Here is a 20473-nt window from a genome sequence, read left to right as displayed (position 1 = left end):
CAGTAAAAAAGCGAAGCGTGGTTTATAGAATCGCCGTTTTTGCCAAAACGGGGAGCGTAAAATCACGGTTAAATTTGGGAACAATATGTCGGCATTTCAGTGTGGTTTTTGTGCTATTATAAAGTGAATGTTTACGTTTGTTAAAAGGCATAAAATTACGGCAATATTGAGTATTGTTTTGGTGATAATAGTCGCCGTCTTCGTGTTTTCCTTTGGTGAAGGGGATACATTGCCTGAATTTGCCGTGGTGGAGAGAGGAGATGTCGTGCAAGAAGTGGCTTTAACAGGCAGAATAAAGCCCGCGGAAAGCGCGGAGCTGGCTTTTGAACAAACGGGTAGAATCGCCAAAATCTATGTTGATATAGGGGACAAGGTAAGTTCCGGGCAAGCGCTCATTTCTCTGGAAAATTCTGAAGCGTCATCTAAGCTCGCGCAAGCGGAGGCGCAAGTTTCATCCGCCAAGGCGGTCCTGTCCCAGTATCAGGCGGCGCTTGTGGCAAAACGCGCGGAGCTTTTGGATTTGCGGAAAGGCGCTCGGCAAGAAGAAATAGAAGTGCAGGAGGCAAAGGTCCAGAGCGCCAAATTATCCGTTGAAGACGCGGAAAAAAATGTCGTTGATGTTTTAATGGATGCTTACACAAAAGCGGACGACGCGGTAAGAAACAAGGCCGACCAGATTTTTGATAACCCCAGAAGTTCCAATCCTAAAATCATTTCTTCCGTGAGCGCCTCTTTGCAGTTGGAGCTTCAAACTGAAAACGAAAGAAGGTTTTTGGAAAATTTTCTTGTTTCATGGAGTGAGGAGTTGTCCGGCGCAGACAATCAAAACGACCTTGTTTTTTTAATTTCTTCCACTATTGAAAGGGTTACGGCAGTCAAGTCGTTTTTGGACAAAGTATCTTCCGTATTGAACGATGCGGGAGCCAACTCCGACCTGTCACAGACCGTTTTGGATGGTTGGAAGTCCGACGTTTTTTCCGCGAGGAATAGCATGAGTACTGTTACTTCAAATATTACCGCCGCGGATGAGAAGTTGCGTTCGCATCAAGCAACTTTGGTTGTTGCTGAAAAGGAGTTAATTCTTAAAAAGGCGGAGGCGACTGAAGAAAAAATAGCCACCTCGGAGGCGGCCGTAGCTCAAGCGGAAGCCACGGTTTTTTCACAGCAGGCAAAAATAATGGAAGCGGAAGCCAATTCCGATTTTTATCGTTCTCAACTTCAAAAAACAATAGTACGGTCGCCGATTGACGGTGTCGTGACTGATAAAAAAGTGAAGTTGGGAGAGATTGTTTCTGCAGGCGCTTCCGCGGTTTCTGTTATTTCAGAGGAGGGTTTGGAAATAGAAGCGCAAATGCCGGAAGTGGACGTGGCGAAAGTGGCCGTGGGAAATGTGGCTCTTGTAACTTTGGACGCTTACGGTAGGGACGAAATTTTCAAAGCGAGCGTGTTTTCCATAGACCCTGCTGAAACGGTTATTGATGGAGTTTCCACTTACAGGACATCTTTCAGTTTTTTGGAAGAAGATGATAGAGTGCGTTCTGGCATGACAGCTAAAATCACGATTCTCACCGAAAAGAGGGAAAATGTCATTTCGGTTCCGCAACGGGCGGTCATAAGGAAAAACGGCAATATTTTTGTAAGGATTTACGAAAACGGCAACACTCGCGAAATACCGGTAGTAACGGGTATCCGCGGTTCTTTTGGCAACATTGAAATTGAAAGCGGACTGAAAGAGGGTGACAGAATTGTCGTTAATCCGGAGTAGTTATTTAAAAATAAAGTCAAAGAAGTCCGTTATTTCTTTTCTTTTAAAAAGATGGCTTGCGTCGGAGGTGTCTCAACGGAGACATTTACAAAGACGTGACGGCGACTCGGTACGTATCTTATGACGCTTATTGATGTAAAAAATGTAAAAAAGATTTACGAGAATGAAGGCGTCGCGACGACTGCTTTGGCCGGTGTTACTTTCAATATTGAGAAAGGAGAGTTTGTGGCCATAATGGGGCCTTCGGGTTCCGGGAAATCAACCCTTCTTCATGTTTTAGGTTTTTTGGACCGTCATACTGAAGGAGAATACCGTTTTGACGGGAAAACCATGGACGAATATTCCCCGGAAGAAGTGGCCCGAGTGCGGAATGAAAAAATGGGATTTGTTTTCCAGTCGTTCAATCTTCTCTCCAGAACGTCCGTTTTGGAAAATATAAAATTGCCACTATTTTATTCCGATGTTCCCAAAAGCGTATGGGAAAAGAAGGCCTTAGACGCGATAGAAGCGGTCGGCTTGTCGCACCGCTTGGAGCATCATCCTTCGCAACTTTCCGGCGGGGAAAAGCAAAGGGTGGCCATAGCGCGGGCGCTTGTAATGAATCCAAGCGTGATTTTTGCCGACGAGCCGACAGGTAACTTGGACTCCAAGTCGGGGGCAATGATTATGGAAACAATACAGCGACTAAACGAGGAACTTGGACATACCATACTTCTCATTACGCACGAGACATATACGGCCGAGCACGCCAAGAGAATTATTCATGTACTTGACGGAACAATAGACAAAGACGTAAAAGTCGGCGAAAGAAAGTTTGCAAAGAGTTTTAGAAAATAAGAGCCAAAACTCGGGCAGATAAAAAATGACATTAACCGATTCATTTAAGACGGCATTAGTAGGATTGCGGACGCATAAATCACGTTCATTTTTAACGATTCTCGGTATTGTTATAGGTATCACGGCCATTATCATGATGATGTCCATTGGCAAGGGAGCGGAAAATCTAATTTTGAAAGAAATAGGAGGACTGGGTGCCGAGACGATAATAGTCCGTCCGGGCAAAGAACCATCCGGCCCTTCGGATATCGGTGCCACCTTGTTTGCCGATTCCTTGAAAACACGCGATCTTGATTCCCTTTTGAGAAAAAGCAACGCGCCTCATGTTGTAAGCGCGATGCCTGCCCTTATAGTTCCCGGAAGTGTCTCTTACGAAGGTGAGACATACAGACCGACAATAATGGGAGGTTCGGTGGATTTTTTCAGTAACGCTTTTAACATCTATGTGGAAGATGGGGAGATTTTTGACGAGCTTGATATAGAGAGAAACGGTTCTGTGGCCGTAATAGGACACAAGGTGGCCAGCGAACTCTTCGGAGCGTCGTCGGCGGTGGGTGAGTACATTAAAATAAAGGACAGAGAATTCAGAGTAATTGGAGTTTTTCCAAAAAAAGGACAGGTTGCTTTTTTCAACATTGATGAAATTGTCATAATCCCCCACACCACGGCTCAAATCTATCTTTTGGGAATTGACTACTACCACGAAATAATAGTGAAAACAGACGACCCTGTGAATGTGGCAAGAACCGTTAAAGATATTGAAACGACATTAAGAGAAAACCATAACATAACCGATCCGGACGACGACGATTTTTTCGTGATGACCCAAGAAGCGGTGGTGGAGCAAATCCAGACAATTATCGGGGCGCTCACGGCTTTTCTTTCTTCGGTCGTGGCGATAGCTTTGGTTGTCGGGGGAATAGGTGTTATGAATATCATGCTTGTCTCGGTTACGGAGAGGACTCGAGAGATAGGATTGCGCAAGGCGCTTGGGGCAACTGAAAAAGACATAAAAACACAATTCCTTTTTGAAGCGGTTATTTTAACAGCTATCGGGGGAATTATCGGAATAATTCTCGGGGGACTTTTGTCTCTCGGCGCTTCTTTTGTTCTGACTACCGTCTTGGAGATTGACTGGAAATTCACTTTCCCCGTTTCAGCGGCGGTTTTGGGACTTGGTGTTTCCTCGGCGGTTGGACTCGTTTTTGGCATTTATCCGGCCAGCCAAGCGGCAAAGAAAAGTCCTATAGAGGCGCTTCGGTATGAGTAGGTGACTAAAAAGGTGGCCACCACCTTTTTTTAGCGATTTTTGTGGTGTAATTTTGTCGTAGTTTTTTACGGGCTGTCGTTTTCGGATTGCAAAGAAACAGTTGTTGGCTCTCAATTCAAACTGCTATACTGGTACCATGACTCAAAATGACGCGCTTGAGGTCTTGAAAATGGGACACAATGTTTTTCTGACCGGCTCGGCCGGTTCAGGTAAGACCTATCTTTTAAACCAATACATTTCATATCTGCGCGAAATGGGAGCGGAAGTCGCCATAACCGCTTCCACCGGAATCGCGGCTACCCATTTGGGCGGGCAGACAATACATTCGTGGTCCGGAATCGGAATACGCGATGTTCTTTCGGAGGCGGACTTGGATTTTTTGGAAGAGAGAAAATATCTGTGGGACCGTTTTCAAAAAACCCGAGTGCTTGTTATAGATGAAATTTCAATGCTCCACCATTTCCGGTTGGATATGGTGGAGAGGGTTTTGCGTTCTTTTAGGCGAAATGACTTGCCTTTTGGCGGAATACAGGTCATTCTTTGCGGTGATTTTTTTCAGTTGCCTCCTGTTTCAAAAGCCGGGTCGCCTAAAGCCCATTTTGTCCACTCTTCTCAAGCGTGGCAAAGAGCCGGTTTTAAGGTTTGCTATTTATCGGAAAATTTCAGACAAGGCGACCGGAATTTTCTTCTGCTTTTAAATGCCATACGCGAAAACGCGGTGCGACATGAGACGCTGGAGCCGCTTCGTAAAAGATATAAAAAAGAGGCGGAAACGGATGTTTTGCCGGTAAAACTCTACACTCATAATGTTGACGTTGACTTGTTAAACGAAGAGGAGCTTGAAAAACTGGAGGCCGAAGAAGAAATTTACGATATGACTTCAAAAGGACGTGGCAAACTTTTGGAAATGCTCAAAAGAAGCTGTTTGGCCCCCGAGAAACTGCGTTTAAAAATCGGAGCTCGGGTGATGTTTGTCAAAAACAATTTTGAAAAAGGATATGTAAACGGCACTCTCGGGGAAGTGGAATATTTTGACATTTCAGGACCGGTGGTGAAAATCGCAAACGGAAGAAAAATAACCGCCGAACAGGAAACATGGAGAATAGAAGAGGAGGGTGTTTCAAAAGCCGAAATCACGCAAGTTCCTTTGCGTCTCGCCTGGGCTATCACTGTCCATAAAAGCCAAGGCATGTCTTTGGATGCCGTGGAAACAGACCTTTCAAAATCGTTTGAAAGAGGCATGGGTTATGTGGCGCTTTCTCGCGTGCGGGACCTGAAGGGTCTTAAACTTCTGGGCTTAAACAAGATGGCTCTCGCGGTAAGCGAAGAAGCTCTTGCCAAAGACAAAGAGTTTAAAAAACATTCAGAGGAAATTGCCGAGGAACTTGGCGCCATTCCCACGGCGGAGATAAAAAAAATACAAGAAGAGTATATAAAAAAAATAGCGCCGGAAGGAGCAAAGAAGAAAAAAGAAATCAAGGTTAAAAAAGTTTCAACTCTTGAAGAAACAAAACGGCTGATTTTGGAAAAACTGTCAGTGGAAGAGGTTGCTAAAAAGCGAGGCGTTACGATAGGGACCATAGTGTCGCATTTGGAAAAACTTAAATCAAGCGGAGCCGTTGACGCGGATGTTTTATTCCACATAAAACCGGAGGTGGGCAGGTTGTCAAAAATTAACGCCGCTTTTCTCAAAGAGTTTGCAGAAACGGGAGAGATGCGCCTTTCTCCCGTCCGGAGCGCTTTGGGAGACACGTTTGACTTTGAAGAGTTGCGAATAGCGCGGCTTTTTCTTTGAAAAATGGTAGAATAGTGTGGTGAAAAAAGTCGCGAAGTTTTTGGGAATATTTACCGCGATGGTTGTCTGTCTTCTGGTTTTTATCCAGTGCACTCTTCTGGTTTTCGTAAAACCGTCAAATGACAGGGAATGGTCGGAAGACCTTGCCGTTTTAGCGTATGCCGAATTTGACGGCGATTCGGTAACGGTGAAAAATATCAGAAATTTCAAGTACGAAAGTGTTTTGGACTACACCGCCGATTACTACGACAGGACTTTTGACATGAATGGAATAAATTCGGTGGAATACGTGGTGGAGCCGTTCTCGGGGGTGGCTGCTCACACTTTTGTCGCTTTCGGTTTTGAGGACGGTTCGTATGTAGATATTTCAGTGGAAGTGAGAAGGGAAAAAGGCGAGTTTTACAACATATTCAAGGGTATCGCCCGCCGTTTTGAACTTGTTTACGTTATAGCGGACGAGCGTGATGTTTTGAAACTGCGGACTAACCACAGAAAAGACAATGTCTATTTGTATCCCGTGAAAACAAGCAAGGAAAAAATGCGAGCGATGTTTGTTGATATGCTTTTGCGCGCGAACGAGCTTCGTCATAAGCCGGAGTTTTATCACACTCTGGCCAACAACTGCACTACCAATATAGTGGAACATGTCAACAAGATAAGTCCGAACAAAGTGCCTTTCAGTTACAAATATTTTCTTCCTAAATATTCCGATGAGCTGGCGTTTGACGTGGGTCTTATAACAGGCGAAGATACTATTGAGCAAATGCGAGAAAGGTACAATGTAACCGCTATAGCCCAGAAATACGGGGAGGACCCTGATTTCTCAAGAAAAATCAGAGAGGATTTATTAGTTAAATAAAATAGATAAAAAATATGAAAGGATATATTGGAAATATTGAAAAACTGGCGCTTGAAAATCAAAACTTTCGCGAAGTTCTATACACCGCCAAAAATAGCCAGCTTGTTTTGATGTCTGTCGGCGCCGGGGAAGAAATAGGCGAAGAGACGCACGGTCTTGATCAGTTTATTCGGGTTGAAGCAGGCAGAGGAGTCGTGATTTTGGACGGAGTTTCAAGCGAGATAAATGACGGGGTGGCGGTTTTAATTCCTGCCGGAACCAAACATAACGTCAAAAACACGGGGGAAGAGTCGCTTAAACTTTATTCTCTGTACGCGCCTCCCGAGCATAAAGACGGCACGGTGCATATCTTAAAGGCAGACGTACAAGAGGAACATTTTGACGGAAGAACGACAGAATGACTACTGTTTCCGGATTGTTGTTTGGTTGCATTTTCTCGGGTTATAATTGTCCATTATGGCTGAAGACAAATACAAAGCCGTTTGGGTTTCCCACTCGTCAATCGGGGACTTTTTGAAATGCCCCCGTTTGTATTATTTGCGAAACGTTTACAAAGACCCGAAAACCGGCAGAAAAATCGGAGTGGTAAACCCGTTTCTTTCTTTGGGACTTGCGGTGCACGAGGTACTGGAAGGGCTCTCTGAATTTAAAGCGCCGGAGCGTTTCAAACAGCCCCTTTTGGAAAATTTTGAAAAGGCATGGGGCAAGGTTTCGGGCATTAAAGGCGGTTTTCAGAGTTTGGAAGAAGAGATGCAGGCCAAAGAGCGAGGGGTAGCCATGATAGAGAGAGTCAAGAAAAATCCCGGTCTTCTTGAAGAAAAAACCGTGCGCCTTAAGCCGAGCAAAAACAACATGCCGCCCAACTTCTTTTTATCAAGCGAGGACAATATAATTTTGTGTGGAAAGATTGACTGGCTGGTTTACGCGCCAAAGGACGACAGTGTAAAAATTCTTGATTTCAAAACGGGTAAAAATGAAGAAAAAGATGACTCTCTACAACTGCCCATTTATTTCCTACTGCTCAATGCTCTGCAAAAAAGAAAAGTCAGTGGCGCGTATTATTGGTACGTGGACAGAGATGACGCGCCAAAAGAGGTCGCGCTTCCGGATTTGGAAAAAAGCAGGCAAAGCGTTTTGGAAATCGCTAAAAAAATAAAAGAGGCGCGCGAAAAAAATGAACTTGGTTGTCCGCGCGCGGGATGTTTTGCCTGCGAGCCGTTTGAAAAGATTATCCGTGGCGAAGCAAAACACGTCGGGGTCGGTGAATATCAAGATTTGTATTTGGTGTAGAAAAAGGGGATTGAAAATCGGTCAGATTACCGTTTGGGGGCTCATATCCGTTTTGTTTTTGCAGAACAGATTGTCTACCGCCCATTTGCCGGCTCCGGTTATTGAAAGTGAAAGTGAAGAGGCAAAGAGAATAAGAACCAAATAAATTCGGTTTTTATAATGAATTTGTAATTATTTTAATTCTAATCTGACTATTTGGACAATAAGTTGTCAATCCGGTTTATATCGCGCGGGAATAATGTCGCTTCTTTTACATTCGTAAGGTTCAATAATTTCTGGGTTAGACGTTCCAGTCCCATACCGAATCCGCCATGGGGAGGCATGCCGTATTTAAACGCCTGAAGATAAAAAGAAAACTTTTCCGGGTCCAGTCCTCTTTCCGTCATGGAGGACACGAGAGAGTCGTAATCGTGAATACGTTGCGCTAAAGTGGTTATCTCTACACCGCGGAAAATAAGGTCTCCTCCTTTAGTGTATCCCTTGTCGTTTTCATCCCTGTATGTGTAAAACGGTCGTTTTTCGGTTGGAAAATGAGTAATGAAAATAAAGTCGGAGCCGTGCTCTTTTTTACTCCATTCGGAAAGCCACCTCTCGTCTTCCGGTTCAAGGTCGGGTTCTCGGGTCTTATCTTTACCAGTTTCTTTTTTTATGAGCTCTTGGGCTTCTCTTAATTTCATGGCGGGAATTTCGTCCGGCACCTCGGGTATCTCCGCTTTTAACAAGTCAAAATATTTTTGACAATTCTGTTTTAAGTTTTTAACAACGTGCTTCAAAATTTCCGTTTCCATTTTCATAACGTCCGTGTGGTCTTTTATGAAGCCCATTTCTATATCAAGCGAAGTGTACTCGTTCAAGTGTCTGGTCGTTGAGTGTTTTTCAGCCCGAAAAACATTTCCTATGGTGAATACACGCTCAAAAACGCCAACCATTATTTGTTTGTACAGTTGGGGACTTTGCGCCAAGTGGGCGGTATGCTTAAAGTATTCAACGTTGAAAGAGTTGGCTCCTCCCTCGGCATCTTCTCCGATGAGTTTAGGCGCTTGAAATTCAACAAAATTTTCTTTGGTTAGAAATTCACGGAAAGACCTGACAATCTCCGCTTGGACCTTGAAAATCGCGGAAACTTTTGCCGAACGCAAAGTTAATGGCAGATAGTCAAGATAAGTGTCAATGTTTATGTCGGTGTCTTTCTCAAACGGCAACTCCTTGGCCTCGCTAAGAACGGAAATCTCAAGAGCTTCCAGTTCAATATCTCCGTTTTCTTCTTCCGGATTAACCATTTTATCCGGTCTTTTGTTCACTTTGCCTTTTATGGAAATCACCCATTCGGAGCGTACCGTACTGGCGGTCGTATGGGCCTCTTTGTGATTGGGCAAAGTCACGCATTGGACTTTTCCGGAAGCGTCTCTTATGTCTATAAATGTAAGTTTGCCGTGGTCGCGACGAACGTCTACCCAGCCCATTATAATGGCTTCTTCTCCCACTTTGGATTTTAGTTCTGAAATATACGTCCTTTTCATGAAGACAACTATAACATAAAAGACATTTTTGATATAATAGGCCTTCAGTGGATTCATCAAGCGAAAGAAATCCAACCTAAATACGTCTTATATGGGAAGAGAAGACAATAACAATGAAGAAAAAAAAGAGTCGCTGGAAGACGATTTCACAGCCGCTTACGACGCCTATGCCGACGCGATTTTCAGGTATTGTTTTTTTAAATGGAAAAACAGGGAAAAAGCCAAAGACATGACGCAGGAAACATTTATCCGCGCTTGGAAAATGATTGCTTCAGGAAAAGAAATTCAGAATATTCGCGCCCTTTTGTACAGAATCGCGCATAATCTGATAATTGACGAATGGAGGAAAAACAAAAAAGACGTTTCTCTGGAGGTTCTAACCGATGAAGGTTTTCAGGCGGCGGATGGCCCTTCTTTATCTCCGGAAGATAAATTTCTATACCGAGAGGCAATCCAAGCCGTGGAGAGTTTACCCGAGGACTACAGAACCGTGCTTCTTATGCGTTATGTTGACGATTTGCCCGTGAAAGATATCGCCGACGCGCTTTCAGAGTCGGAAAATTCCGTTTCAGTCAGAATTCATAGAGGGTTGAAAAAGCTCAAGAGTTTGATGAAATAGAGATGTAAAAATATGGGAAAGACAAGTGAAAAATTAAAAAAAGCAATCGGAAACATGAGGTTGACTTCCGTTGAAAAAGCAGACATGAAGGCCTGCGTTTTAAAATATGTCCGCGAAAATCCGGTTGTCTATTACGAGAATAAAAAAACGCCGTTGCCCGCCGGAGAATTGTTTGCCATTTTCATCTCAAGAAAAGTTTTCGGACTTTTGGCTACTGTTGTTTTGGTCGTGGCCGGAGTGTCGGTCGCCGCCCGAGAGGCCTTGCCTGGAAACGCTCTTTATCCGGTAAAGATAGGTTTGAATGAAAAAATGCTCCAAACTTTCGCCTTTTCTGATTTTGCCAAGGCCCGGCTTGACGCTTCATTGGCGGAAAAGCGTCTGATAGAGGCGGAAGCCCTAAGCTCCAAAGGGGAGCTTAAAACCGAAGTCAGAGAACATTTGACAATCCGCTTTGAGGTTTTTGCCGACAGAGCAATTGAAAATATCTCACGTCTTGAAGAAAAAGATAAAATTGAAGAAGCCATTGAGATAAGCGGTAAATTTGAGGCCACCTTAAACGCTCATGGCGATATTCTGGCGAAGATTTCCGGTTTGGAAAAGACACCTGAAAGCCAAAAAGAAAGCGTGGAAGTGGCGCCTGTCGCGCTTTCTCTTAGAGTGGGCGAAGAGGAAGTTTCCGCGAGCTCTTCGGAACAAAATCTGCCGGAAGAGCCGAGTTTGGCTACATCAATGGAAACGGTAGAAACTGCCACTTTTATGATGAGCGCGGATATGTCCGCTTCAACAACTGTTTCCGGTTTGCAAATAGAAGCCAAGGAAGAAGAAAAGAGCGGTATTGTTTCCAAAGTGTCCGAGACGTTTGTTAAGGTGTCGGAAAGAAGGGCGGCTCTTGAAGCGCGTTTTACTTCCGAAAATTTATCAAAAGAAGCGGCGGAAAAAAAAGTAAAGGCGGCTAAAGAGGTTTTAAGGGAACTTGAAGAGTATCTAAACAGACAGGAAAAAACACTTTCAGCGTCGGCGAAAGAGAAAATATCAGAAATCTTTTCTCTTTCAAAAGAGGCCTATGAAGAGTCGGCGCGACTTCTGGGCGAGGGGCAATACTCTGTGTCGTTTGAAGAAGCAAGCAGGTCTATACGGCTGTCTGAAGAAGGGAAAATAATCTTTCAGGCAAGAGACCGTGTCTCCAAAAATACGGTAGAGAAAGGAGATTTGTTGGATGAGTTGCCGAAGGAAAAAAACACGGCGGGAGCGGGCGGACTTTCGGAAACGGACTTTTCGATATAAAATACTTTGAGTTACGAAACACCTGCTTTATACCCCCCCCACGAGGGAAAGCTCACAAAAAAGTGACCGCTCCAAGGGCGCTTGCCCTGGGCTCAAGTCACTTTTTTGTGAGCTTTCCCTCGTGGGGGGAGGCGCCTGACGTATTTCGTAATTTAAGAATATTTAACCAAATAACGACTTATGAGCAAACGACTTTATAGAAGCGAGAGTAACAGGGTTTTTGCCGGCATCTGCGGGGGCTTCGGAGAATATAGCGGAGTTGATCCGGTATTAATCCGCCTCATCTGGCTTTTGGTTGTAATATTTACGGGATTCGCGCCGGGGGTTTTGGCTTACGTAATTGCCATATTCATAGTCCCCGCTGAACCGCGTCAAAAAAAGGAAGAGTGATTTTTGTGAATGGTGAACGGGAACAATATTCCTGTTTGGGACATACTCTATTCGCAGGACAAAAAACTTTCAATTCTTTTTAAGGTTTCCCGCGCTTCTTTGTAGTTGGGGCGGATAACAAGAGCTTTTTTATAGCAACATATCGCTTCCTCCGTTTGTTGAGTGAGAAAAGCGGCATTGCCCATATTCAGATAGAACCTGAAAGAGTCCTTGCGACACTTCATGTACGGCTCTATCTCTTTCATGGACACGAAAGCCACGGCCGTTTTTTTGAAATTTCTTTTGTTCGGATTTGTTTGCATTGTGATGAGCTCGTCCATGGCTTTCAGGTATTGTTCGTCAAGTCGTTCTATTTCTTGTCCGATGTTCGCGCCCAAACTGTCCGCAAATAGAAACAACCTGACTCGCTGTCTTCGGTCTTCGGGGTGTTTGAGATGGCGTCTTTCTTCAAGAATTATTTCCCTATTCGAGAGCATCTTGTCTTTTACCGGAAACGGCTGACGGACGGGAACCAGTTTTAAGAAGTTGTCTTCAAATAAGCGAAGTTTTTTATCTATTTCGTTATTTTCTTCGGGGCTAAGTTTGCGTATGTCGTCTCCAAACGCGTCCAGAAGGTCGGCCATTATGGAAAGTTCCTCCGGACCCTTGGGATATTTTTTATCGTATTCGGCCGGCGAAAGGCCACAGAGGTCTTTTTGAGGAATAAAGTTTTTCCAACTGCCAAGAAGCGACACAAGTTCCTCTATTGTTTTTTCTCTTCCTGATTCTATGGCTCGAGTCAAAAGTCCCAGAAAAAGGGGCGATTCATGCATTTTTTCATACTGAGACAGGTGACCCTCCATCTCTTCTATGCTTACCAAGACAGCAAGCCCTAACCGTTTTAGCAGGTCTTTGGTTTTTTCTTTGATCTCTGAAACATCGTTTTGGACTGAAGCTTGAGAAGACATATAAACAGTATATATGATATAAGAAAAAATTTTAAGCGAAAAGTGGCGCAAATCCGTGAAAAGGATTAAAATCACACCATGAGTTCAAGAAACATTTTTTTCGCCGTTTTTGCGTCTGTTTTCGTTCTGGTTGCCGGCATATTCTTTTTTATGGCAGCGGGTTCTGTTTACTCGCCCGAGAAAGACACGAAAGAGCAGGAAGATATAGTGAAGAACAACTCTTTTGACGAGGTTTCTGAAATTGTCTCTACATTGTCTCTTGAGGAAAAAATCGGCCAGATGTTTTTCTTGGGAATATGGAGTAAAGATGGAAATGACAAATTGGTTCAACTTGTGGACGAAGGCAGAGTGGGAGGGGTTCTCATCATGGGGCCAAATGTCGGAACATACGATGAGACCAAGGAACTCATTTCTCGCATACACGACGCGGGAAAAAAACTTTCAGGTTTGCCCGTTTTTGTGGCTGTTGACCAGGAAGGGGGAATAGTTTCCCGTTTGCGTTTTGAAGGTTTTGAACTTACGGCCCAGTCGGATATAAAGTCGGAAACTCAAGCGAAGGAAGTGGCGATGGAGAGGGCTCGGGATTTAACAGGGCTTGGAATAAACTTGAATTTTTCTCCCGTTGTTGAACATATTTCTGATGCCGATTCTTTTCTTTATAAAAGAACTTTTCGGGCGAGCAAGGAAGAGACCGGCCGGTTTTCAAGCGCGATGGTGGAGGGCTACCAAAAAGAGGGAATAGTGGCGGTTCCGAAGCATTTTCCGGGCCACAAAGACGACTCTGTTGACTCTCATAAACTTTTACCTGTCGCGCAAATACGGCAAGAGGACTTTTTGGACTATCTGGAACCGTTTTTGAGGGTGCTTGAAGAAAATGACGTTAGCATGATGATGACGGCGCATGTATTGTTTCCTCTCGTTGACGGCGAATTTCCGGCTACTTTGTCTGAAAAAATAATAAATGAGATTTTAAGAAATGAAATCGGATATGACGGCGTTGTTATAACCGACGATATGGAGATGAAAGCCATTCAAGACGGTTTCGGCCTTGAAAATTCCGCCTTGTCGGCCATAAAAGCCGGTAACGACATTCTTCTTTATGTCAGCGTGCCGGAAAGACAGGAGAGGGTCTTCAACGCCGTTCTTGAAGCGGTAAAAAGCGGAGATATTTCGGAATCGCGCATAGATGAGAGTGTCAAAAGAATTGTTAAGTTAAAACTGGAGCTGTTAAAAGAAAAAGAGACGGGACAACGAGGCGTAATCTGAAAAATACGTTTTCTCTTCTTTTGCCCGAAGGACAATAAATAGGAACGTGTAATGATTGTCAATTGTAAATTCGCTCTCGCAAATGTACAATAAAACCATGACAAATCCGTTTAAAAGAGGAGTAAAAAGTGTACTGGGATTGGTCATTATAGCGATGGTTGTTGTGGTGGCGGTCGGCTTTTGGGTTCGCACCAACAAATTTACGGTTACGGAATCAAAGACCCAAGCGTCTTTGGGTTATGGCGGTTTAGGGAACGACGAGGAATGGCAGACCCATGAAAACGCAAGCCGAGATATCGCCATTTCGTATCGCTATTTTCCAAAAGGTTACACGCTTTCCGAAAAACCGGCGGAAAAAGGGTTTGAGTATTCCTACTTGCTTTCTTTGCGTGAAAATTCTCCATCGCCCGCTTTGCTCGGGGAACGCATAGAATTAAATGTCGCTTTGAACAAAGAAAATCTTTCCTTGCTTCGCTGGGTTAAAACCACCGACTTTAAAGCCAAGGGAGACAAATACGTAAAGACCAAGATAAACGGCGATGACGCCATACTTTTTGAGTCAGAAACGGAAGAATATCTTTCAAAACATATCGCCGTCTTGGCTTCCGGCGTCATATATTTCTGGAGCGGTTTTTACAAAGACACTGCGATGATAGCCGAAGACGTGGAGAACTTTGCTCACAAAGTCAAATTTCAGTCCAAGTAGTCCATGCGATTATAGCGCCGGTCGGCGATACGCGTAGCGTTACATTGGGGCGAGGGCGGGGATAAGTACTCGTAGCGCCTCTTCGCTTTAAAACAGAGCGGTTTAATGTCACCTAAATTTGCATAACATGCATTCTTTTGCCATCGCTTTTACAATCGCGCTTCTGTTTATTCTGGTACCGATCGTGGGTGAAGACACGGGTCTTTTTGACGAGTACATGCGGTTCCTTGAAATAATCGTTTGGCCGTTATCTTTTATTCTTGTGGGATTTTTCCTGCGAAAAATATCGGCGTATTTTCTTTTGTCCGTCAAATGGCCGAAGTTTTTTGAAGAAAACGGCAGATTTAAAAATGTGCGCGAGGTGATAGAAGAGGAAACGGATAAAAAATTCCGAGAAGAAAAGGCCAAAGAAACATCAACCCTCCGGATGGAAGAGTTTAAAGAAAGCGTTGGACGGTTGAAGGAGAGGACCAAAAATAAAGACACAGTTTTGCAACTGGCGCAGGAAATTATCGCTGAAAACGAAGTCCTGCTCGGCAAAGTCGGAAAAGAAAAAGAACAGAAAAAGAAGAAAAATGGAAACCAAAACGAAGACGGAAACTCTTTTTAACGACGGATTTAAAGTCGGTTCACTTTTTTTTCACAACAGTGTTCCATACTCGTACTATTAAAAGTTTAAACGCGATAGGGACTCGGCTTAACTTCTTTAAGCCGTCCTCGCTTATTCTTATGGACACAAATCAAATTTATTCAATAGAGACGGAGTTAAATTTAATGGAAGACGAAATAATGCGACTGCAGATAATGGAAGACGTCGTAGGCGAAGGCGCCGAGGAAATGTACGAGCTTAGGGTGAACGAACTGGAGGACAAAATGGAAAATCTGCGGGAAACTTTCAACCTGCTTCGGGCCGCGGACGAAGAAACGTGGAATGACGTAAAAGATATTTTTTACAATGGTTTGGACGAGGTCAAGCTCACGATACTGGGACTTAAGAAGCAGACGGAAAGAATCTCCACGGCAGTGGCTTACGACGCTTTTTAAGGGTTCAATCGGACGGCTTTGCAAAAATCCCGGGTTTTCCCCGGGCTTTTGTGCTATAATTCTCTAAACTATTATCTATCTTAAAAAATCTTGAATTACGAAATACGGCAGGCGTCCCCCCCCACGAGGAAAGTCACAAAAAAGTGACTGAGACCGGGCAAGCGCCCTTGGAGCGGTCACTTTTTTGGGAGCTTTCCGAGTGGGGGGTAAAGCATGTGTTTCGTAATTTAAAGTAAAAAAATGACCAAAAACACACCGTTTGAAAATTATAAGGCCAGAATTGTGAAGACCGTCAAAATTTTGGGGTTGTCGGAAGAAAGAGCGTCTGCTTTTTTGGAGGCGGACGCCATTATAGAAAAAGACATAGAAGTCAACTTGTCTTCCGGCCGAAAAGTTTTCAAGGCCTACAGAGTTCAGTGGAACAACGCCAGAGGGCCGTATAAGGGGGGAATACGTTTTCACCCTGATGCCGATTTGGACGAAGTCAAGACATTGGCGGCCGCCATGGCTTTAAAGACGGCGGTGGTTTCTATTCCCCTTGGCGGATCCAAAGGAGGAGTGGTTTTTAATCCAAAAGAATATGACTCTTCGGACATTCAAAAAATTTCCAGAGCATTTATAAAAGCAATGGTTGAAAATGTCGGTACTCACAAAGATATTCCGGCGCCCGATGTTTATACCTCTTCAGAAATAATGGGATACATGCTGGATGAATACGAAAAGATAAAAGGCAGAAGCGAACCGGGTATGATAACCGGAAAACCGCTGTCTTTGGGAGGTTCTTTGGGCAGAGATACGGCAACCGCCCAAGGAGGAGTTTACGTCTTGGAAGAATCGGTAAAGAAATGGGAACTTTCCCCAAAAAATCTGAAAGTGGCCATTCAAGGTTTTGGCAACGCCGGAATGCACGTGGCGGTAATTCTGCATAAACTCGGCTATACGATAACGGGACTTTCTGACAGCAAAGGAGCGCTCCTTAGTCCTTTGGGTTTGGACCCTCTCGCCGTCAAGAAAGTCAAAGAAGAGGGAAAGCCGATTGACGCTCTTTATTGCGAAGGAAGCGTGTGCGATAGTGAAAGATTAAACAAAGACCAAGTCAAAGTCGGAACCAACGAAGACCTTTTGGAAAGTCCTTGCGATATTTTGATACCGGCCGCTTTAGATAACGTCATAAACGCCGAAAATGCCGAACGGGTCAAAGCCAAAATTATTTTAGAGCTCGCCAACGGCCCCATAACACCGGAAGCGGATGAAATTCTCCATAAAAAAGGCGTTAATATAGTGCCGGATATTCTTGCCAATGCCGGCGGTGTGACAGTATCGTATTTTGAATGGCTTCAAAACATGAGCCGGTTTTATTGGACAGAGGAAGAGGTTAAAGCTCGCCTGAAGCCCTTAATGACAAAGGCCTTTGACGACGTGTTTAAATATTCGCGGGATAAAAGCATCACCATGAGAGACGCCTCCTATTGTCTGGCTGTTTTGAGGATTGACGAGGCCATGCGAGCCAGGGGAAAATAATACGACATTTAACTGCAACTTACGATGAAAATTGAAGGCAAGGTTTTGCGTGGCAAGGGAGAGGGGAGAATGATTGGTTTTCCGACTGCCAATGTGAAAATTGACGGCCAAGTTAAGCCGGGTATTTACGCCGGCAAAGCGGAAGTCGGAGGCGCCAAATACGACGCTGCCCTTTACATTGGCCCGGAAAAAGATATGCTGGAGGCACACATTTTGGGTTTTTCCGGTGACTTATATGGAAAAGAAATACAGGTTTTTGTAGGTCAAAAGATAAGAGAAGTCGCGCCATACGAAAACGAAGAACAGATGCGGGAGCTTATAAATAAGGATGTGAAGAAGGTAAAAGAAGTCGGAAATTGACGATAAAATCCCATGTTTACCGGAATAATTAAAAAAATCAGCCAAATAGAAAAAGTTGAAAAAAAGGGGGTTAACGTCGGTGTATCCATAAAAAAACCCGACGGGTTTGAGTTTCCTCTTGGTTCCAGCGTGGCAATAAACGGCGTCTGTTCCACTGTTGTGGAAAACAAAAACAGCCATTTCTCTGTTTTGTATATGCCGGAGACATTAAAAAAGACGACCGTTTCTTTCTGGAAAGAAAAAGATGTTGTAAATTTGGAACAAAGTTTATCGGCAAACGAGCTTTTAGACGGTCATATTGTAACAGGACACGTGGACACCAAGGGCGAGATATCAAGCAGGCAAGACGGAAAGAAGGGCTGTATCTTAAAAATTTTGTTTCCGCCTGAATTTTCTAAATTCATAGCGCCCAAGGGCTCGGTTGCCGTTGACGGTGTAAGTTTGACGGTAGTTGATTCCACTAAAGAAACCTTTACGGTGGCGCTTGTTCCTTATACTCTTCTACACACGAATCTTGGAAAGAAAAGAGAGAAAGACAAGGTTAACATAGAAACGGATATTTTAGCCAAATATTTGGCGCGATTAATAGGAATAAGCCAATGATAAGGAAAAAAGTCAAAGAACAAAAAATTTCCGGTGACTGGGGCAGTGTCAGGGTCGGTGTCATTGTCGCTACCTTTAACTCTGATATTACGGACAATCTGCTTAAGGGGGCGATTCAAGAACTGGAAGATGCCGGAGTGATGAACGAAAATATCAAGGTTTTGCGCGTGCCCGGTTCGCTTGAAATTCCCCTTGCCTGTAAATTTTTGGCAAAGGCAAAGTACGATTGTTTGGTAGCTCTCGGCTGTGTCATAAAGGGCGAAACAGACCATTATTATTACGTCTCGGGTGAATCGTATCGCAAAGTTATGGATATATCCATTGAATATTCCACTGCCATAGGGTTTGGAATTATAACCGCGGACAATTTAAAGCAAGCCAAGGCGCGGTCTTCAGACAAGTACAATATCGGCAGACACGCGGCTAAGGCCTCTCTTGAAATGGCAAGAATAAAAGAAGAGGGAAAGTATTGAAGAGGCGAATAATTAACGGTAGAATAAAGGGACTGTTGCCGAATAGGCTTTTGAGGTGATTTTTTCAAAATTCGTGCGAGGCGAAGTTTCAAATTTATGGCTTAATGCTGGAAGTATTGGCCAAAAATTTGAAACAAGCCGTAGCCGAATTTTGGAGAAATCAGCCAAAATGGATATTCGGCAACAGTCCCGTAAAGGTATGAATACCAAAAAAGTGGCGATATTTGACGTTGACGGCACCATTTTTCGTTCCTCTCTGCTTATTGAAACAGTTGAGACACTTATAGAAGAAGGTGTTTTTCCTCCTGAATCTCGGGCTGTGTACGAGAAAGAAAAAATCCGTTGGCTTGAACGAAAAGGCGATTACGAATCATACATAATGGCCGTGGTGGAGGCCTTTTTGAAGCACATAAAGGGCATTCACTATGCTGATTTTAAACGCGCCATAAATTTAATGATACTTAAGCACAAAGACCGCACTTACAAATATACAAAGAATCTTATCGCGAAGCTAAAACGGCAAAGATATTATCTTCTGGCGATTTCACAATCGCCCAAGGCCGTTTTAGACCCGTTTTGCAAGCGTTTGGGTTTTGACAAAGTCTACGGACGTATTTACGAGATAGGCCCAACAGACAGATTTACAGGCAAAATCACCGATGAACACTTGATAGGCAATAAAGCCAATATAGTAAAAAGAGTGGTTGAAAAAGAGGGCCTGACTCTTTCCAATTCGGTCGGTGTCGGCGATACGGAAGGAGATATTTCATTTTTGGAAATGGTCGCAAGACCAATTTGTTTCAATCCGAACCATATTCTTTACAAGCACGCTAAAAGAAACGGTTGGAAGGTGGTAGTGGAAAGAAAAGATGTCGTATATGAGATATAAACTCTCGCGTTACCCCACTAGGGAAAGCTCCCAAAAAAGTGACCGCTCCAAGGGCGCTTGCCTGGGGCTCCCGTCACTTTTTTGTGACTTTCCTCGTGGGGGGGCGCCTGCCGTATTTCGTATAAATCTGAGTAAAGTTATTCACTTGCGACTTTGACAAGTATACCCCCTGGGGGTATACTTGTTTTATATGAAATACATGGACGATAAAAGCAAGGCGAAAGTCATCCGCCGACTCAAGCTTCTTGAGGGGCAAGTACGCGGGCTCCAAAAAATGGTAGAAAACGATATCTACTGTATCAATGTCATTACCCAGACATCAGCAATAAAACAGGGCTTGTCTAACGTAGAAGACCTACTCCTTGAAAATCACCTTGGTCATTGTGTTTTTCGTCAAGTGCAATCCGGTCAAACAAAAAAGGCAAAAGAAGAAATTATCAAGGTGTACAAACTCAAGAGAAAATAGTTCGACAAGCTGGTTCGATAAACTCACCATGAATCACTATAAATAATATGAACACCGAAACTTACAAAGTAAAGGGAATGCACTGCGCCTCATGCGCTTCCATTATTGAGCGAACCGTTAAAAAAATAGACGGTGTGGAAAGTATCGTGGTTAATAACGGCACTGAAAACGCAAAAATTTCTTTTGACGCAAATAAAACAAATCCTGAAGATTTTAACAAAAAACTGGAGCCACTCGGATATTCGCTTGTGGCCTCGCGAGTTAATGATATGAAGAATATGTCTGCAAGCGAAATGGGTATGAGTGAAAACGAACACGCGGCTCATCTTGGGATTAATCAATCTAAACAAGAAAAACTTGCCGAGATCAAGGACATGAAAATAAAAGTATTGTCGGCCATTCCTATCGCCATCTTTAGCGCTTTTGTGATGGGCTGGGAAATTTTGGCTCAATACGGTGTCGTTTCAGGAATGAGTTTTACAGTTGAAGAGTTTTTTCATCATATTTTGCCATTGATGGCCACCTACATTCTTTTTGTGGTCGGCAAACCGTACCTGCTCGGCTTTTAC

The 20473-nt window shown here is 43.8% G+C and carries 24 protein-coding genes; 22 read left to right on the top strand and 2 right to left on the bottom strand.

From position 1 onward, the window contains the following. The first annotated feature begins 127 nt into the window (after positions 1 to 127). The 8 genes from Q8P86_00965 (at position 128) to Q8P86_00930 (ending at position 7961) form a co-directional block, all read left to right on the top strand. Positions 128 to 1765: an efflux RND transporter periplasmic adaptor subunit gene (locus Q8P86_00965; protein MDP3996251.1), complete on the top strand. Its 1638-nt coding sequence runs from the start codon at positions 128 to 130 to the stop codon at positions 1763 to 1765. Positions 1766 to 1885: 120 nt separating this feature from the next. Continuing rightward, the gene (locus tag Q8P86_00960; protein MDP3996250.1) at positions 1886 to 2602 is read left to right on the top strand and encodes an ABC transporter ATP-binding protein; all 717 of its coding nucleotides are present in this window, start codon (positions 1886 to 1888) and stop codon (positions 2600 to 2602) included. Positions 2603 to 2627: 25 nt separating this feature from the next. Further along, complete coding sequence (locus tag Q8P86_00955) at positions 2628 to 3872, top strand: ABC transporter permease (GenBank protein MDP3996249.1); 1245 nt, start codon at positions 2628 to 2630, stop codon at positions 3870 to 3872. 136 nt (positions 3873 to 4008) lie between these two features. After that, on the top strand, positions 4009 to 5667 hold the full coding sequence (locus Q8P86_00950) for an AAA family ATPase (GenBank protein ID MDP3996248.1): 1659 nt from the start codon (positions 4009 to 4011) through the stop codon (positions 5665 to 5667). 19 nt (positions 5668 to 5686) lie between these two features. Continuing rightward, a complete protein-coding gene (locus Q8P86_00945) occupies positions 5687 to 6526 on the top strand; it encodes a DUF4105 domain-containing protein (GenBank protein ID MDP3996247.1) in 840 nt (279 codons plus the stop codon). Between the two features lie 14 nt (positions 6527 to 6540). Further along, on the top strand, positions 6541 to 6927 hold the full coding sequence (locus Q8P86_00940) for a cupin domain-containing protein (GenBank protein MDP3996246.1): 387 nt from the start codon (positions 6541 to 6543) through the stop codon (positions 6925 to 6927). Between the two features lie 55 nt (positions 6928 to 6982). Further along, complete coding sequence (locus tag Q8P86_00935; protein ID MDP3996245.1) at positions 6983 to 7816, top strand: PD-(D/E)XK nuclease family protein; 834 nt, start codon at positions 6983 to 6985, stop codon at positions 7814 to 7816. Positions 7817 to 7826: 10 nt separating this feature from the next. Further along, entirely contained in the window at positions 7827 to 7961 is a 135-nt protein-coding gene (locus tag Q8P86_00930; protein MDP3996244.1) for a hypothetical protein, read from the top strand. Between the two features lie 46 nt (positions 7962 to 8007). Here Q8P86_00930 and aspS read toward each other — a convergent pair whose 3' ends face one another. Beyond that, on the bottom strand, positions 8008 to 9336 hold the full coding sequence (aspS, locus tag Q8P86_00925; GenBank protein ID MDP3996243.1) for an aspartate--tRNA(Asn) ligase: 1329 nt from the start codon (positions 9334 to 9336) through the stop codon (positions 8008 to 8010). A 91-nt stretch (positions 9337 to 9427) separates the two neighbouring features. On the opposite strand from aspS, the gene Q8P86_00920 reads away from it, so the two are divergent. The 3 genes from Q8P86_00920 (at position 9428) to Q8P86_00910 (ending at position 11629) form a co-directional block, all read left to right on the top strand. Then, a complete protein-coding gene (locus Q8P86_00920) occupies positions 9428 to 9955 on the top strand; it encodes an RNA polymerase sigma factor (protein MDP3996242.1) in 528 nt (175 codons plus the stop codon). 12 nt (positions 9956 to 9967) lie between these two features. Beyond that, a complete protein-coding gene (locus Q8P86_00915; protein MDP3996241.1) occupies positions 9968 to 11239 on the top strand; it encodes a DUF5667 domain-containing protein in 1272 nt (423 codons plus the stop codon). Positions 11240 to 11419: 180 nt separating this feature from the next. Further along, positions 11420 to 11629, top strand: coding sequence for a PspC domain-containing protein (locus tag Q8P86_00910; protein MDP3996240.1), 210 nt, complete (start codon positions 11420 to 11422; stop codon positions 11627 to 11629). Between the two features lie 47 nt (positions 11630 to 11676). Here Q8P86_00910 and Q8P86_00905 read toward each other — a convergent pair whose 3' ends face one another. Next, positions 11677 to 12576 carry a tetratricopeptide repeat protein gene (locus Q8P86_00905; protein MDP3996239.1) on the bottom strand — a complete coding sequence of 300 codons (900 nt, stop codon included), beginning with the start codon at positions 12574 to 12576 and terminating at the stop codon, positions 11677 to 11679. A gap of 78 nt (positions 12577 to 12654) precedes the next feature. On the opposite strand from Q8P86_00905, the gene Q8P86_00900 reads away from it, so the two are divergent. The 11 genes from Q8P86_00900 to Q8P86_00850 form a co-directional block, all read left to right on the top strand. Next, a complete protein-coding gene (locus Q8P86_00900; GenBank protein MDP3996238.1) occupies positions 12655 to 13842 on the top strand; it encodes a glycoside hydrolase family 3 N-terminal domain-containing protein in 1188 nt (395 codons plus the stop codon). A gap of 97 nt (positions 13843 to 13939) precedes the next feature. Next, a complete protein-coding gene (locus Q8P86_00895) occupies positions 13940 to 14548 on the top strand; it encodes a hypothetical protein (protein MDP3996237.1) in 609 nt (202 codons plus the stop codon). Positions 14549 to 14675: 127 nt separating this feature from the next. Beyond that, positions 14676 to 15158, top strand: coding sequence for a hypothetical protein (locus tag Q8P86_00890; GenBank protein ID MDP3996236.1), 483 nt, complete (start codon positions 14676 to 14678; stop codon positions 15156 to 15158). A 119-nt stretch (positions 15159 to 15277) separates the two neighbouring features. Continuing rightward, positions 15278 to 15592: a hypothetical protein gene (locus tag Q8P86_00885; GenBank protein MDP3996235.1), complete on the top strand. Its 315-nt coding sequence runs from the start codon at positions 15278 to 15280 to the stop codon at positions 15590 to 15592. Between the two features lie 240 nt (positions 15593 to 15832). Beyond that, entirely contained in the window at positions 15833 to 17113 is a 1281-nt protein-coding gene (locus Q8P86_00880; protein ID MDP3996234.1) for a Glu/Leu/Phe/Val dehydrogenase, read from the top strand. Positions 17114 to 17137: 24 nt separating this feature from the next. After that, positions 17138 to 17473 carry a riboflavin kinase gene (locus tag Q8P86_00875; GenBank protein MDP3996233.1) on the top strand — a complete coding sequence of 112 codons (336 nt, stop codon included), beginning with the start codon at positions 17138 to 17140 and terminating at the stop codon, positions 17471 to 17473. A 12-nt stretch (positions 17474 to 17485) separates the two neighbouring features. Beyond that, positions 17486 to 18076 carry a riboflavin synthase gene (locus Q8P86_00870; GenBank protein MDP3996232.1) on the top strand — a complete coding sequence of 197 codons (591 nt, stop codon included), beginning with the start codon at positions 17486 to 17488 and terminating at the stop codon, positions 18074 to 18076. Next, on the top strand, positions 18073 to 18549 hold the full coding sequence (gene ribH, locus Q8P86_00865; protein MDP3996231.1) for a 6,7-dimethyl-8-ribityllumazine synthase: 477 nt from the start codon (positions 18073 to 18075) through the stop codon (positions 18547 to 18549). The genes Q8P86_00870 and ribH overlap by 4 nt, the downstream gene beginning before the upstream one ends. 199 nt (positions 18550 to 18748) lie before the next feature. Further along, positions 18749 to 19438: an HAD-IB family phosphatase gene (locus tag Q8P86_00860; GenBank protein MDP3996230.1), complete on the top strand. Its 690-nt coding sequence runs from the start codon at positions 18749 to 18751 to the stop codon at positions 19436 to 19438. A gap of 190 nt (positions 19439 to 19628) precedes the next feature. Then, complete coding sequence (locus Q8P86_00855) at positions 19629 to 19904, top strand: metal-sensitive transcriptional regulator (protein MDP3996229.1); 276 nt, start codon at positions 19629 to 19631, stop codon at positions 19902 to 19904. 47 nt (positions 19905 to 19951) lie between these two features. Further along, positions 19952 to 20473, top strand: a 522-nt coding sequence (locus Q8P86_00850) for a cation transporter (GenBank protein MDP3996228.1), incomplete at its 3' end; no start/stop codon positions are given.

The organism is bacterium (assembly GCA_030699905.1).
Classification (GTDB): domain Bacteria; phylum Patescibacteriota; class Minisyncoccia; order Phycocordibacterales.
The sequence above is the reverse complement of the archived record's forward strand: the minus strand, read 5'-3'. Positions and strand labels throughout refer to the sequence as shown.

Excerpts from the sequence above, each read along its gene's own strand:
- Q8P86_00965 (MDP3996251.1), top strand. The coding sequence starts at position 128 with ATGTTTACGTTTGTTAAAAGGCATAAAATTACGGCAATATTGAGTATT.
- Q8P86_00960 (MDP3996250.1), top strand. The coding sequence starts at position 1,886 with ATGACGCTTATTGATGTAAAAAATGTAAAAAAGATTTACGAGAATGAA.
- Q8P86_00955 (MDP3996249.1), top strand. The coding sequence starts at position 2,628 with ATGACATTAACCGATTCATTTAAGACGGCATTAGTAGGATTGCGGACG.
- Q8P86_00950 (MDP3996248.1), top strand. The coding sequence starts at position 4,009 with ATGACTCAAAATGACGCGCTTGAGGTCTTGAAAATGGGACACAATGTT.
- Q8P86_00940 (MDP3996246.1), top strand. The coding sequence starts at position 6,541 with ATGAAAGGATATATTGGAAATATTGAAAAACTGGCGCTTGAAAATCAA.
- Q8P86_00935 (MDP3996245.1), top strand. The coding sequence starts at position 6,983 with ATGGCTGAAGACAAATACAAAGCCGTTTGGGTTTCCCACTCGTCAATC.
- aspS (MDP3996243.1), bottom strand. The coding sequence starts at position 9,336 with ATGAAAAGGACGTATATTTCAGAACTAAAATCCAAAGTGGGAGAAGAA.
- Q8P86_00920 (MDP3996242.1), top strand. The coding sequence starts at position 9,428 with ATGGGAAGAGAAGACAATAACAATGAAGAAAAAAAAGAGTCGCTGGAA.
- Q8P86_00915 (MDP3996241.1), top strand. The coding sequence starts at position 9,968 with ATGGGAAAGACAAGTGAAAAATTAAAAAAAGCAATCGGAAACATGAGG.
- Q8P86_00910 (MDP3996240.1), top strand. The coding sequence starts at position 11,420 with ATGAGCAAACGACTTTATAGAAGCGAGAGTAACAGGGTTTTTGCCGGC.
- Q8P86_00905 (MDP3996239.1), bottom strand. The coding sequence starts at position 12,576 with ATGTCTTCTCAAGCTTCAGTCCAAAACGATGTTTCAGAGATCAAAGAA.
- Q8P86_00900 (MDP3996238.1), top strand. The coding sequence starts at position 12,655 with ATGAGTTCAAGAAACATTTTTTTCGCCGTTTTTGCGTCTGTTTTCGTT.
- Q8P86_00895 (MDP3996237.1), top strand. The coding sequence starts at position 13,940 with ATGACAAATCCGTTTAAAAGAGGAGTAAAAAGTGTACTGGGATTGGTC.
- Q8P86_00890 (MDP3996236.1), top strand. The coding sequence starts at position 14,676 with ATGCATTCTTTTGCCATCGCTTTTACAATCGCGCTTCTGTTTATTCTG.
- Q8P86_00885 (MDP3996235.1), top strand. The coding sequence starts at position 15,278 with ATGGACACAAATCAAATTTATTCAATAGAGACGGAGTTAAATTTAATG.
- Q8P86_00880 (MDP3996234.1), top strand. The coding sequence starts at position 15,833 with ATGACCAAAAACACACCGTTTGAAAATTATAAGGCCAGAATTGTGAAG.
- Q8P86_00875 (MDP3996233.1), top strand. The coding sequence starts at position 17,138 with ATGAAAATTGAAGGCAAGGTTTTGCGTGGCAAGGGAGAGGGGAGAATG.
- Q8P86_00870 (MDP3996232.1), top strand. The coding sequence starts at position 17,486 with ATGTTTACCGGAATAATTAAAAAAATCAGCCAAATAGAAAAAGTTGAA.
- ribH (MDP3996231.1), top strand. The coding sequence starts at position 18,073 with ATGATAAGGAAAAAAGTCAAAGAACAAAAAATTTCCGGTGACTGGGGC.
- Q8P86_00860 (MDP3996230.1), top strand. The coding sequence starts at position 18,749 with ATGAATACCAAAAAAGTGGCGATATTTGACGTTGACGGCACCATTTTT.
- Q8P86_00855 (MDP3996229.1), top strand. The coding sequence starts at position 19,629 with ATGAAATACATGGACGATAAAAGCAAGGCGAAAGTCATCCGCCGACTC.